Annotated in this window: 10 protein-coding genes and 1 pseudogene; 6 read left to right on the top strand and 5 right to left on the bottom strand. The window is 61.1% G+C overall.

Features of this window, described 5'->3' with window-relative positions:
* Positions 1 to 44: 44 nt before the first annotated feature.
* Complete coding sequence (locus CYFUS_RS24670; RefSeq protein WP_232537749.1) at positions 45 to 1388, bottom strand: glycoside hydrolase family 43 protein; 1344 nt, start codon at positions 1386 to 1388, stop codon at positions 45 to 47.
* A 270-nt stretch (positions 1389 to 1658) separates the two neighbouring features.
* Here CYFUS_RS24670 and CYFUS_RS50870 point away from each other — a divergent pair, with 270 nt between their 5' ends.
* The 6 genes and pseudogenes from CYFUS_RS50870 (at position 1659) to CYFUS_RS24645 (ending at position 5946) form a co-directional block, all read left to right on the top strand.
* The gene (locus tag CYFUS_RS50870) at positions 1659 to 1922 is read left to right on the top strand and encodes a hypothetical protein (protein WP_157758631.1); all 264 of its coding nucleotides are present in this window, start codon (positions 1659 to 1661) and stop codon (positions 1920 to 1922) included.
* A gap of 140 nt (positions 1923 to 2062) precedes the next feature.
* Positions 2063 to 2425 (top strand): helix-turn-helix domain-containing protein, encoded by a 363-nt coding sequence (locus CYFUS_RS50865; RefSeq protein ID WP_157758630.1) that lies wholly within the window; start codon positions 2063 to 2065, stop codon positions 2423 to 2425.
* A 335-nt stretch (positions 2426 to 2760) separates the two neighbouring features.
* Positions 2761 to 3570: a transposase gene (locus tag CYFUS_RS24660; RefSeq protein ID WP_095987460.1), complete on the top strand. Its 810-nt coding sequence runs from the start codon at positions 2761 to 2763 to the stop codon at positions 3568 to 3570.
* 235 nt (positions 3571 to 3805) lie between these two features.
* Positions 3806 to 4936 carry an ISL3 family transposase gene (locus CYFUS_RS24655; protein WP_157758629.1) on the top strand — a complete coding sequence of 377 codons (1131 nt, stop codon included), beginning with the start codon at positions 3806 to 3808 and terminating at the stop codon, positions 4934 to 4936.
* A gap of 280 nt (positions 4937 to 5216) precedes the next feature.
* Positions 5217 to 5549: pseudogene (locus CYFUS_RS24650) on the top strand (IS4 family transposase); the annotation flags it as partial.
* Positions 5509 to 5946, top strand: coding sequence for a transposase (locus CYFUS_RS24645; RefSeq protein ID WP_157758628.1), 438 nt, complete (start codon positions 5509 to 5511; stop codon positions 5944 to 5946). The pseudogene CYFUS_RS24650 and the gene CYFUS_RS24645, both read left to right, overlap by 41 nt.
* Before the next feature lie 53 nt (positions 5947 to 5999).
* On the opposite strand, the gene CYFUS_RS24640 is transcribed toward CYFUS_RS24645, so the two are convergent.
* The 4 genes from CYFUS_RS24640 to CYFUS_RS24625 are packed head-to-tail and all read right to left on the bottom strand — an operon-like array spanning position 6000 to position 13557.
* The gene (locus tag CYFUS_RS24640) at positions 6000 to 6749 is read right to left on the bottom strand and encodes a M48 family metallopeptidase (protein WP_095987457.1); all 750 of its coding nucleotides are present in this window, start codon (positions 6747 to 6749) and stop codon (positions 6000 to 6002) included.
* Positions 6739 to 9855 carry a type I restriction endonuclease subunit R gene (locus CYFUS_RS24635; protein ID WP_095987456.1) on the bottom strand — a complete coding sequence of 1039 codons (3117 nt, stop codon included), beginning with the start codon at positions 9853 to 9855 and terminating at the stop codon, positions 6739 to 6741. Before CYFUS_RS24635 ends, CYFUS_RS24640 begins: the two co-directional genes overlap by 11 nt.
* Complete coding sequence (locus tag CYFUS_RS24630; RefSeq protein ID WP_095987455.1) at positions 9852 to 11102, bottom strand: restriction endonuclease subunit S; 1251 nt, start codon at positions 11100 to 11102, stop codon at positions 9852 to 9854. Before CYFUS_RS24630 ends, CYFUS_RS24635 begins: the two co-directional genes overlap by 4 nt.
* The gene (locus CYFUS_RS24625) at positions 11050 to 13557 is read right to left on the bottom strand and encodes a type I restriction-modification system subunit M (protein WP_198316751.1); all 2508 of its coding nucleotides are present in this window, start codon (positions 13555 to 13557) and stop codon (positions 11050 to 11052) included. The genes CYFUS_RS24630 and CYFUS_RS24625 overlap by 53 nt, the downstream gene beginning before the upstream one ends.
* Between the last annotated feature and the right edge of the window lie 136 nt (positions 13558 to 13693).

Genomic DNA, 13693 nt, shown 5'->3' with positions numbered 1-13693 from the left:
TCTTCCTTTCCTCGGGTCATCACGAGACAGGGTTCAGCTCCGGGTCACGGACTGACTTCCTTGAACGTCGCGTCCGACTGCCCGGTCGAGCTGTTGATGGGATCGATGCGAAGCGTGTAGTCGTAGTGACGGATGTAGGAACCCGGAACGTTGTACGACTGGTAGGACGTCCAGGCCGGGTTCGCCAGGCCCGCGACATCCCGGAAGGTGGCGTCCTGCTTGAACTGGTCCGTGCCATCATCGCGCGCCAGGACCAGCACGTAGTTGCTGTGTTTGAGGAAGTAGCCGGGAAGGTTGACCGACTCGAACGAGACGGCGCTGCTGCCATCGGCCAGTCCAGGAACGATGCGGAAGCGTGAGTCCTCGACCGGAGACACGTTCGGATCGATGCGGGCTTGATAGTTGTAATGGCGGGCGTAACGGTCCGGGAAGTTGAAGGACTGGAGGCGCCGGATGTCACCGGCCTGTCCCGGCTCCTTCAGCACGGTCAGGTGCCGGACGAAGCCCGTGAGCGAGGGGAGCTCCTTCTTGGCCGACCAGGAGGCGAAGGTGTTGGCCGATTCGCTGTAGTAGTACTTCCCGGACGAGTATCCGTCGAAGAGGATCCGCCAGGAGCCATTGTCCAACTGGATCAGGGCCGGACCTTCCACCCAGTTGCCCCAGCCCGCCCAATCCCCGGTGCCCTTGAAGGTGTAGGGTCCGGTCAAGCTGGAAGCCGTCGCGTACTCGATGTACTTGCTCGTCTCGTTCTTGGTGAACGCATGGTAGGTGCTGCCCAGCTTGACGATGAACGTGTCGATGTAGTTGGGCCCCAGGCCCGACAGGGGCACGGGGCTGGACCAGGCGGTCAGTGAGGTGTTGAGCGCCTTGATGACATGAGGGGTGAAGTTGCTGGTGCCCGTGGTGCGCAGCGAGACGATGATGTTGATACTGCCGTCGCTGTCCTTGAACCACTCGGGCGCCCAGGTGTTCTGCAGGTTCGCCGTCGGAAGCGTGACATTCTGCATGAAGGTCCAGTTCACGCGATCGGTGCTCTTGGCGAAACCAATCGTGTTGCCGTCCCAGTTCGTGGTGTACGTCACGTAGTACACCCCGTCCGTATGTCGGAGGAGGCTGGGGTCGCGGATCAATCCCGACGGAGGTGTATAGGCGGGCCCCTTCATCAATCCGTAATGGGTGCCGTCATAGGACTGGTACACGTACATGTTCGATTCACTCGAGTTCGTGAACGCGGTCATGGTGTACACCGGGGTGGCGGCGGAGGCCGGGGCCGGCAGGAGCGTGAGCACCGCCAGGGCCAGCGCGCTGGGCCCCAGGAAGGTGGAGCTGAGCCCCTCTCTCTGGACCCGGGCCGGCTCGGAAGCGGCCTCGTATGTGAGCGTTAACATTTCGGGACGCATCGAATCGATCGTTGCTCTCGTCTGGGGCATGAATAAGACTCCTGCGGTGTCGGGGAAGGGACCGCTCGCTGGACATCAACAGCCACGGTCATACCTATGTGAACTCTTTCTTGGGTGTACGGTCAAGACATTGAATTCACATTTTATGGCCGCCGCGTCACGGGGTCTGTACAACGCATTGCATCAATGTTCGAGAGAGTACGCTCTCTATCTCAAGGAGACATCGTCAACTGATTCTCCCACGCGAAGCGCGACGGCGTGGGGCCGCAGATCCAGATTGCCCTGTACGCGTACGGCAACGTCGACCCGCGTGCCAAATCCAGCGAGATCCGCCAAGTGCTGCTCTTCACCACGGACCTGGACCTGCTCTCCGCGCACCTCTTCTCCCTGAGAACGTCCGGCGGCGACGAGTACTGTGGAGAGGTCATGCGCGACGCCTCCATGCAGCTCGCCTGGAGCAACACCAAGTGGACGTGGCGTCCGTCCCGGCCAAGAACCTGCCGGAGCCGATGTGTGGGCTAGACGCCGCCGACCACAAGGCGTGGCTGGAGGTGCACGAGCAGGAGCGGACGCGACTGAAGGTCGTCCACTACGCCGTCTCATAACGGATTTCAGTTGAATGTTCCGGTCAAAATTGACCTATTGGGGCTGGAGGAGGAGTCATGCCCCGGCCCTATTCGGTGGACTTGCGTGAGCGCGCAGTGGCGGCCTATAGACGTGGTGGCAGAACCCTGGAGGAGGTGGCCGCTGAATTCAGTGTATGCACCAAGACACTTTCTCATTGGCTGACGCTCGAGGACGAAACGGGGAGCCTGGAGCCACGGCCAAGGGGCGGAGGCAACTTCTCGGCCATCCGGGGGGAGGTGCTGGAAGCGCTTGATGGCCAGGTACGTACACAACCCGATGCCACGGTGCGGGAGCACTTCGACGCGTTGGTGGCCCGAACAGAAGTGCATACCAGTTCCTCGGCGGTCTGGCGGGCACTGCGACGCCAGGGACTGGGGCTCAAAAAAAGTCGCTCGTAGCTTCGGAGCAGCGCTCCCCTCGGATTCAGGCACTGCGGCGTGTCTTCCTCCTGCTGATGCTCCTGCTCGACCCGCGACGGTTCGTCTTCCTCGACGAAACCGGCTGTCACACGAGCATGACGCGCACTCGCGGACGTGCTCCCCGAGGCGAGCGCGTGGTGGGGTACGTCCCCAGGAATCGCGGCGTCGTCACCACCGTACTGGGCGCACTCTGAGCCATCCCCTCATTTTAACAGGCGAGCAAGGGAGCGCCGCGTAGGCCGAGTAGTGCGAGAAGTAGGACCCGCATGCTTACTTCCGCAGTCATGCGTAAGCCTCGCCTTGATGACCAGCAGGTGCATACCTTTCTGGAAGCCCTCTTCGAAGAAGACCTGCACGCCAAGCGCGTGTTGTCCCTGGCCTACGCGGTCCTGGGTGTCATTCACGCCGCCAGCCTGGGTGTTCATCTCATTGGCAAGGCCCTGGCGTGGGCCCGAGGCACCAAGAGCAAGCATGGGGTGAAGCAGGTGGACCGGCTCTTGTCCAACCAAGGGATTGATGTCTGGGAGCTGTTCGCACAGTGGGTGCCCTTTGCCTTGGGACAGAGAAGCGAGGCGCTGGTGGCGCTGGACTGGACGGACTTCGATGCGGATGGGCAGACAACGCTGGTGGCGTCGTTGGTGGCGAGCCATGGACGCACGACGCCCCTGGTCTGGCTCACGGTGGAGAAGTCCGCCTTGGAGGGGATGCGCAATGAAGTCGAGGACTTCGTGCTCAATCGACTGCGGCAGGTGGTGCCCGAGCGGGTGCGGCTCACACTACTGGCCGACCGGGGCTTTGGAGACCAGAAGTTCTATGCGCTGCTCGAGCAACTGAAGTTTGACTACGTGGTGCGCTTCCGTCAGTGCATTCAAGTGATGGATGAGACGGGAGAGAAGAAGAGCGCGGGGGAGTGGGTGCCCGAATCGGGCCGGGCGGTGCGCCTGGTGGGAGCGCGAGTCACCCAGGACGAAGCACCCGTGGGGGCAGTGGTGTGCGTGAAGCAGAAGGGAATGAAGGAGGCGTGGTGCCTGGCGACGAGCTTGAAAGAAGCGACGGCGGCCTTCGTGGTGGGGCTGTATGGCAAGAGGTTTCGAACGGAGGAAACATTCCGGGATCTTCTGTAGCCGAAATGGGCGTTCCCGCCGTGGACGGGAGGGTCTCCAATGAGAGATGGGGAGCGAGAAGCCGATAGAGGCTGTCGCTCTGGGAAGAGACCAGGTCGCGGAGTTGCAATACGTGCCGCCCCCGGGGTGCGTTCCACAACCCCGGAATCGGTGTTCCACATGGCCGGAATGGGCGTTCCACTTGCTCCGGAATCAGTGTTCCACTTCCCCCGGAATCGGTGTTCCACATGCTCCGGTGCACGCACAGCGCAAGCCTCGCTGCGGAGTGTGCGGCCGGCCCGCCCCCGGCTACGACGCGAGCCCTGGGCGGTTGTGGCGGCACCTGGCGCTGGGACAAACCATCTTCTGGCTGCATTACGCCCCGCGCCGTGTGCACTGCCGCGAGCATGGGGTGAGAGTGGAGCGGGTGGCCTGGGCGGCGCACGACTCGAGCTTCACGCGGGCCTTCGAGGAGCTGGTGGCCTGGCAGGCGCAACGCCTGGACAAGTCCTCCATCTGCCGGCTGCTGGGCATCAACTGGCGCACGGTGGGCACCATCATCGAGCGCATTGTCGAGGAGCGCCTGTCGCCAGGCCGCCTGGAGGGGTTGCAAATCATTGGAGTGGACGAGCTGGGCTGGAAAGCCGGGCACAAGTACGTGAGCCTGGTGGTGGACCACCTGCGCTCGCGAGTCGTCTGGGTGGGAGAGGGGAAGAACGAAGAGACCCTGGACGCCTTCTTCGACGAGCTGGGAGAGGAGAGGACGAAGGAGTTGACGCACGCGACGATGGACCTGTCGGCGGCCTTCAGCAAGGCGGTGGGCAACCGTGCCCCACATGTGCGCAAGGTGTTCGACCGGTTCCACGTGCAGAAGCTGGCGAACGAAGCGCTGGATACGGTGCGCCGGCAAGAGGTGCGCGAGCAGGCGGGGAGCCAGGAGGGAAAGGCGCTCAAACAGAGCCGCTGGGCGTTGCTGAAGAATCCGTGGAACCTGACGGTGCGCCAGGGAGAGAAGCTCAGCGAGTTGAAGAAGACGAACCAGACGCTCTACCGGGCCTATCTGCTCAAGGAAAGCCTGGCACGGGGCATGGACTACGTGCAGCCCAAGCGAGCCTCGGAGCACCTGGACAAGTGGTGTCAATGGGCCAGCCACTCCAGGCTCGCCCCCTTCGCGAAGCTGGCGAAGACAGTCCAGCGGCACAAGGACGGCATTCTCGCCTACGTGGAGACGGGACTGAGCAACGGAGTGGTGGAGGGAATCAACAACAAGATTCGAGCCCTCAGCCGCCGCGCCTATGGCTTCCGCAATCCCAAGGCATTCAGGGCGATGATACTGCTGTGCTGCGGGGGCATGGAGTTCACTCCGCCGTTGCCAGTAGCGGCGTAGCCCCTCGCCGTAGAAGCAGGCGGCTGGGGACCGAGCCCCGCAGCGCCGACAGATTCGACTGCAACCCGGCCAGTAGGGCAGCGGAGCCAGGCGCTCTGTCATGCACAGCTGCGGCTTTCGGCACCCCAGGTCGTGCCCCTGTCTCATTCATGCCTCGAACTCTCGCGGGGACTTGAATCCCATGGCCATCGCTCGGCTCCGCACGCCCTTGAGCCCCATGTCCTCCCCATGCGCACGGCCTCTTGTCGACAGTCCTGCCCACTCGACGTACCGAAGACCCACATTCCGCGACATGAAGGACTTGCGTTTTGGAATGGGCCTGTCGTCGGTGAGGGTCCGCTCGACGGAGAGGCGGGACCGGCTGCTGTTGGTGAGCGCGCTAGCCTGCGCATTGCTGACGCTGCTGGGGGCGGCGGGGGAGAGCTTGGGGATGGAGCGTTACCTCAAAGCCAACACAGTGAAGACGCGCACCTCCTCGCTCTTCCGGCAGGGCTGTGAGTATTACCAAGCCATCCCGATGATGCCGGAGGAGCAGCTCGTCCCGCTGATGGAGCGATTCGCTTCGCTGTTACGTGAACAACCAGTTTTTCAGGAATTTCTCGGCCCAATATGAGGGGATAGCTCAGGGCGCACTGGCTCTGGACGGCATTCGGGCGCTGATGACTATCGAAGGAGCCACGACGGCCGGTGTCTTCGAGGCCTTTGTCGAGCACATGCTCGTCCCCAAACTCAATCCGGGCGACATTGTGGTCATGGACAATGTGGGGGCGCACAAGCCCGCGCACATCCTGGAGCGTATTCGCGCCGCCGGTGCCCATGTTCTCTTCCTTCCACCCTACTCGCCGGACCTCAATCCCATTGAACTGCTCTGGAACAAGCTCAAGGAACTGCTCAAGAGCATGGGCGCGCGTACCCTACAGGCTCTCGATGACGCCATTGCCAGGGCCATGGACCTCATCACTCATGACGACATCGTCGGCTGGTTTCGGTATTGCGGATATAATATATAGGAACATTCAACTGAAATCCGTTATCAGTCAGCGAGTGGAAGAGCGCCGCCAGCTCAGTGCCGTGCGCCGCTGTCCTTTAGCTCCCAGGCGTCATTCGCCAGGGGGGCCACGTTCAACGACTGCCGGACCAGCCTCCATTTGGGCAGGTGACGGTCCATCAAGGCGTTGAAACGATCGTCGTGATGACGCACAAGAAGATGCACCAACTCGTGAATGATGAGGTACTCAATGCATTCCGGTGGCTTCTTCGCTAGCTCCAGGTTCAACCAGAGGCGGCGTGCCTCCGCGTTGCATGAGCCCCATTTGGTCTTCATCTTCTTGATGCCCCACCCGGCGACCTTCACGCCAATCGCGGCCTCCCACTTCTCAAGGAGAGGCGGGACGAGCTCGCGAAGGCGCTCGCGGTACCAGCGATACAGAAGCTGCTTGCGATACTCGGCGTCGGCTCCGCGCTGTACGTGAAGCTCGAGGGTCCTACGATTGCGGAGCACGACTCTGTTGGCCCCCATGGCGTCCACGACATCCAAGCGATAGCGTCGACCGAGGAAGTAGTGGCTCTCCCCGCTGACCATTTCGCGTTCGGACTCGCGGGGCTGATGCTCGAACGCCGCTTGCTGTCGCTTGATCCACGGCAGCTTGCTGATGACCGCGACCCTCACGGCTGCGTCGGATACCGCTAACGGCGCCGCCACCCGAACTCGCCCATCAGGTGGGTAGACGCCGAGATGAAGGTTCTTGATCGCCTTCCGGACAACGGCCACACGCACGCCGCTGACGGTCAGGGTATGGGTCTCAATAGTCATTCTGGCTCTTCACCAGTTCCAAGATTCGATCGACGAGATCTTCATCACCGTCGAAGGCTGCTCTGATGGCCTGCCGGACCCTGCGCGTTTTCATCGTGTTGCTGCGCCATCCATCCTGCATGCTCGACCGAACCGCGCCGTCCACCTTAAGAGCAAGAGCCTCGTCGTTCCCGAGGTTGTCATACAGCGCTCTCTTAGCGGCCGAGTCCAGCGACTTCGGATAGCCCCCTACTGTCGGACCGTTCTTCGCTTGCCGGGTCAGATCGACAATCTTCTCCAAATATTCTTGGTAACTGAGAGCGTTCTTCTTGCGTTGCTCGATCAGTGAGTCGAGCAACTCAGACATCTTCTCGTAGTACTTCGGATTGATCGGCGACTCGTCGGTGATGAGCCTCCGTACGTTGTTCTCGATCGTTTCCGCAGCAGCCTTCTCCTTCTTGCGAATGGCCTCGGGCAGCGCATTCACTGCTTCCGCGCCGCGCTCGACGATGAGTTGTACCAGCGACAAATCGTCAAACTCGGAGACCGTCTCGCTCTCCTCCGCATGGATGTATGTATCGATGAGGTGGCGCATCGCAGGTTCGTACTGCTTCAGGTCGATTGCGTCACCACTGTGCAGCTTTATCTGCGTACGGAGGTTTTCATAGAACGTCACATCCTTCTTGATCGACGCGGCCTCGGCTTCGGTATAGCCCGCCGCGGTCATCTCACCCGCCAGGTTCGCATACGCGCGAACGAGCGCCGCCGTGAGTTTATACAGCGCGAGGCGCTGCGGCTCATTCTCCTTGAGCTGGGCCGTATTGCCATGCTCCTTTGAGGAAAAGTAGCGATAGAACGCCTGATCGTCGCGAGGCGCCTCGACGGGCTCGCACAGCGCGCGCACGGCCTCAAGAGCCTCCTCCAGCCGTTCCTTTGCCTTGCTGAGGCGGTCCTCGAGTAGCCCGGCGACGTCCTCCTTGTCGTAGCCATCGAGAGCTCCGGAGGTGTAGTCCGTGACCGCCCCCTCAAGGCTCTTGAACAGGTCTTTATAGTCGACGATGTAGCCGAACTCCTTGTCGTCGCCGTCAAGCCGATTCACACGACAGATGGCCTGAAACAGGCCGTGGTCGCGCATGTGCTTATCGATGTAGAGATACGTAGCCGGAGGCGCGTCGAAGCCGGTCAGGAGCTTGTCAACGACGATCAGGAGCTTCACCTGCCCCGGCTCGTCGATGAACTTCTTCTTCACCGCCTTCTCGAAAGCGTCGATCTTGCCGACGGCCTGCTCAGGCAGCTCACCGAACCAATCAGCAAGCATCTGACGGTAGATAGCGTACTTCTCGAGCGCGTCCGTCGCTCCCTCGCCGCTCTCCTGGCCCTTGATGTCGGCCGTCCGTGGCACGTACGAAGTGACGATGGCGCACTTGCCCACCAGCGGTGTCTTGGCGAAAAGCTCGTAGAACTTGCACGCCTCGTAGATGCTGCCCGCGACCAGCATCGCGTTGCCGCGCCCGCTCTTCAGGCGGTCCCGGGTCTCCATGTCGAACATGATGTCAGCCACGATCCTCTGGAGGCGTGACTGGCTCGACAGGACCTTCTGCATAGTCCCCCAGCGCGCCTTGAGCTGGGCCTTGGCCAGTGGTGTGAGCCCCTTGGTCTTAGCCTCGAACCACTGATCGATCTTCTTCGATGACGTGATGCTCTGGTCGATGTCGCGGGCCTCGTAGCGGAGGTCGAGTACAACGCCATCCTTCACCGCCTCATCGAACTTGTAGGTGTGAATGTAGCGGCCGAAGATCTCGATGCTCTTCTTCTTGTCGGCCTTGAGGAGCGGCGTCCCGGTGAAGCCAATGAACACAGCGCCAGGCAAGATTCTCGTCATCGCCTCGTGGAGGTCGCCCGACTGGGTCCGGTGGCACTCGTCCACGAAAACGAACAGCTCGCCCTTGGCCCGGAAGTCCTTGGGCAGGGCCTTCTTCAACTCCTCGACGTAGCCCTTGATGTCCCCGACCTCCTCACCGTCTTCCTTGCCACCGAACTTGTGGATGAGGGAGCACAGGAGCCAAGGCGCGGTGGCGTTGAGCTGCGCGATGAGGTCGCCGCCTGATTTGGTGCGGTGGATATCCTCGGCAACGCCCTTGAAGACCTTCTCGATCTGCTCGTCGAGTTCGGTTCGGTCGGTGATGATGAGGACGCGGGAGTCCTGGACGTTCTCGCGGATCCACTTGGCGAGCCACACCATGGTGAGGCTCTTGCCGCTGCCCTGCGTGTGCCACAGGATGCCACCCTCGCGGCGCCGGACGTGTTCCTGAGCGGCCCGCACACCGAAGTACTGATTGTGGCGGCAAAGCTTCTTGATGCCCGCGTCAAAGACCACGAAGTCGTGGATGAGTTCGAGGAACCGCCTCTTGCCGCAGAGCTGCCGCAGCGCTCGGTCGAGCAGGTTGTCCGCATCGTGCCCGGGTGGAGGGTTTTCCTTCCAGGTCAGGTAGTATTTCTCGGGCGTTTGAATGGTGCCGTAGCGCAGCCCCTCGGCATCGTTACCGGCCATGACGTATTGCATGGTCGAGAAGAAGGGCTGGATGAAGTCCTTCTTCTGGTTGTCGAGGTTCTGGCGGATGCCCTCGGCCACTGAGACCGTAGAGCGCTTGAGTTCGAGGACGCCAAGCACGATACCGTTGACGTAGAGGACGATGTCTGGCCTCTTGCCGTGCGCCTTGGGATCGGCCGGCTTGACCGTGACCTCCTCAGCGATGGCGAAGCGATTCTTCTCGGGGTTCTTCCAGTCAAGGAGCCACACCGTCTCGAACTGCGCCCCGACGTCAGCCTTGATCTTCACGCCGTAGCGCAGGAGAGCGTAGACGTCGCGGTTGCGGTCGTAGAGGCTCACGCCTGTGTTTCCGGCGGCCTTGACGACCTCAGCGATGGCGCGGCGCATGACGTCGTCGCCGTCCTCACGCTCGCCATAGCCCTGATAGACTCGGAGAAAGTGCTCGAGTTGCCCCTCGATAATGTTGCGGTTATCGCCCTCACTCAGGTCGCCGAGGTACTCGTACTTCAATTCATCAACAAAGAGCTTGACGACGCGGCGCTGGGTCTTCTTTTCGGCCTGACCGATGGTGCTCATACGAGTCGCGTCCTTCCTGTCAGGAGTTCCTGCATCATTCCTTGCTTAAGGGCATGGGTCTTGTCACGACGTCTCTCAAGTGCGCGGAGTTCGGCGTCCATATCCGAGACCACGTTGATGATGGCTATCTGCTCATCGATTGGAGGGATTTGCAGCGGGATCTGCGCCAGCACCGAGCCGCTCAGGGATGGGAGCGCGGTCGTGCTCACCAAATCACCGAGTTTGGTGTGCAGAAATGCAAGGTGAGCGAAGCGCGGCTCAAGACGGTCGCGTTGAACAATGAACGCGGCCATGTTGTTGTCAAGACAGCTCGACTTCGCGAGGAGCTTCTTTCTTTCCAGGAAGACTGCCGCCCCTACCTTTGCAAATACAACGCTGCCTGTCGGAAACACAGTGGCACCGAGCTGCTTTCTGACACCTTCGGAGATCCAGTTGTTCGACTGGATCATGAACACACCGTTCCCCGCATGGTTCATGTCAGAGACTTTGAAAAACGGGTAGTCGCCTGCTGCCGCCCCTTGGGCTCTCGTAGGAAAGCCGCTGCCTCCCTTAAAGCGCCCGATATCTCCAGCGCGCACCATTTCCCATTTGCCACCGAACCCAGGCAGGCGAGTCTGGCCGGTGAGGAGTTTCTGCATGGACGCATGCTTGAGGTTACGCTTCTTCGCGATGAGCCGGTCCAACGCGCCGATCAGTGCATCCACATCGCTCAGTGCCGCCGCGATGGCCCGCTGCTCCGGCAGCGGCGGAATCTGAACTAGGAGCGCAGAGAGTGTGCCCTGATTCAGGTTGATCATTGTCGAACCTACGGACGCGCTCTCGATTGCAGCAATAGCTCTTGAACTCGATAGCACCCGCTGCAGGAACGACGGAGCAATCCCCTCCCCACATCGCACAATCATCGAGCCGGTGCCGCACAGCCAGCCGGCTTGACCTGCTTTCACAACGGCACATCTCCCCATGTCGCCACGTCGGCCGATAAGGATGTCGTTCTCGCGAACACGAAAATCTGCGAGTGCGCGGGCGGCAGATTCGGTGACCGTCATACTCTCGGTGGGCGATAGGTTGCCGTCCACTATATGCATTGGGTTGATCACTGGAACGCCGTCATGCGTGTAGTCCGACTTGTGCAGTGCGCTACCGAACGGTCCGGTCCTGAAGCGCACGTAGTCGCCAAGCGGTCGAGCCTCCCAGTCAGCCGGAAGGACGCCCATCTCTGTCTGCTTGTAGCCAAGCTTCAGTTCCATGTTGCGCCCATCTTCTTGACGTGCTGATCCACCCGAGCGGCAAGCATCGAGAGTTCGGCCGTGAGCGTCGGTAGCGGAGTGTCATAACGTTCGGCAAGCTCACGAATGCGGCCAGTGAGCGTCTGTGACACTCTGTCGAGTCGACCTGCACAGATGCCTCAAGCGAGGTCAGCCACTTGTCCTCGACAACGAGCATCTTGATGTCGTCCTCGGTCAGCCTGCCGTACTTGGCTGCAACCTTCGCGGTAAGTTCCTCCTGCGCCACCTTGGCCGTCGCGTTGATGACCGCCTCCTTCTCGATGAGCGCCAAGTAGTCGCCGAGCACCTTGCGCTCATCAACCGTGTCGGGCTCGCTTTTTACTTCCTTAAGCCGAGCGGACACTGAGGCCTTAGTAAGCTTGTCCTTGTCGTTCTTTGCCTCTGCCAAGAGACCGTCTTCGCCGCCGTGCTCCTCGGCCAGTTCCTCCATCGCCTGCGCGACGGCGGCAGCTTCCAACACCAGCTTTTCGATCGCCGCCTGTTCGGCGGCAAAGTGGCGAGCGATGAGTAGGGTGGTCGGAATCAGCTCCGCTTTGAACTTCTGCTTGCCGATGATGAAGTCCGGCTTATCTTTGGACTTCTTTTCCTTGTCGTCGCCAATCGGCCGGGGCTTGGCAGCCTCGCTCCAACCGTCGCTGACGATGAGGTAGACGTCATCCTGCATGACCTCAGCCCAGTAGTCCATGAGGTGCTGGTAGACATCGTAGGGGTCGAGCAGTTTGGCCTTTTGGAAGGTGCCCAAGAGTTCCTCAGAAAGCGTGTCGATGAGGACCTTGGGCTTGTCGCCCTTGGCGATGGCACTCAAGCGTGGCGCACTCTCCGCCCGCCACTTGGCGAAGAGCTTCTTGCTCTGGGTGCTCCAGGCCGTGAACTCAGTGTGCCCGAAGATGGTGGTCTTGATGTCTGCCGCTGTGACCTTGAGTTCGGCATAGCCTGGACGGCTGGCCTTCTTGAACAGCGCCTCGCGCACACCCGGGAAGGCCTTCCAGTACCGGTCGAGGGCATCGAGGTCGCGGACGGGGATTCCGCCGCGCAGGTGGCCGTCGATGTCCTGGATGTCCTCCGGCTCGCTTGAGTCGATGTAACGCGGGATATTGAGGTTGAAGTCGTTCTTCGAGTCACTGATCTCGGCGAGCGAGACCATCCGCGAGTAGCGGGGGAGCTCGAGTTGCCGGGTGAACGCATCGACGATCTTGTGGATATCCTGCGCTCGCAGGCGGTTCTTGTTGCCGTCCTTTATGAAGCCCTTGGAGGCATCAACCATGAAGATGCCCTTGCGGTCGGCGGCGCCCTCTTTGTCGAGCACAAGGATGCAGGCGGGAATGCCAGTGCCGTAGAAGAGGTTTGCCGGCAGACCGATGATGCCCTTGATGTAGCCGCGCTGGACGACCTTGCGACGGATCGTGGATTCAGCGCCACCACGGAAGAGCACGCCGTGCGGGAGAATCACCGCGCCTTTCCCGGTGCTCTTGAGACAGGCGAAGATGTGGAGGAGGAAGGCGTAGTCGCCGTTCTTTTGCGGCGGGACGCCGAAGTCGAATCGGCCGTAGAGGTCGTTGGCCGGGTCAAAGCCGTTGGTCCAGGCTTTGGTCGAAAAGGGGGGGTTGGCGACGACGAAGTCGAAGGTTTTGAGGGCGTTGCTCTTGGCATCCTTGAAGTATGGCGCGGACAGCGTGTTGTCCTGCCAGATCTCGCCGGTGGGGCAGTCATGCAGGATGAGGTTCATGCGAGCCAGCGCCTTAGTGGCGTTGTCCATCTCTTGGCCGTAGAGCGCGAGGTCGAGGCCGGTGGCACTCTTGGCCTCGTCGTGGGCCTTGATAAGGAGGGAGCCTGAGCCGCAGGTGGGGTCATGGATGGTTTGGCCGGGGCTCTTGGCGCTGCCGACGCCGATGACCTTGGCCATGATGCGAGAGACCTCGGCCGGCGTGTAGAACTGACCCTTGCTCTTGCCACTCTCGGTGGCGAAGTGCCGCATGAGGTACTCGTAGGCATCTCCGAGCAGGTCGTCGCCCTCGGCGCGGTTGCCCCTGAAGTCAAGATCGGGGTTGTCGAAGAGGGCAACCAGCTTCGATAGCCGATCCACCATGTCCTTCCCCTTGCCCAACTTGTCGGCGTCGTTCCAGTCAGCGACGTCGATCACGCCCTTCAGGTCGTTTGCCTCGGCGAGCTTGGCGATGATCTTGTTCATCTTGTCGCCGATTTCTTTGTCCCCCTTGAGCGCGACCATGTCGGCGAAGCTGCCGCCCTTGGGGACGTCGAGATCGTAGTTCTTCTGGCTGGCCGCCTTGTCCGAGACGTACTTCACGAACAAGAGCACCAGGACGTAGTCCTTGTACTGCGATGCATCCATGCCACCGCGCAGTTCGTCGCAGGACTTCCAGAGTGTGGAGTAGAGTTCGGATTTCTTGATGGCCACTAGAGTAGGCTCCCCGGAGAGACAGCTCGAAGGTGCTGGGTAGATGGGGCGGTCAAGTCAATTGTCCTCGCTGGTCGATCTACCATGCTCTCCGCTGCTCCTCACCAGTTCCCCGAATGCGCGACACCTCGCAGCG

Origin of the sequence: Cystobacter fuscus, from assembly GCF_002305875.1 — a bacterium.
In the GTDB taxonomy this organism is placed as follows: Bacteria; Myxococcota; Myxococcia; order Myxococcales; family Myxococcaceae; genus Cystobacter; species Cystobacter fuscus_A.
The sequence above is the reverse complement of the archived record's forward strand: the minus strand, read 5'-3'. Positions and strand labels throughout refer to the sequence as shown.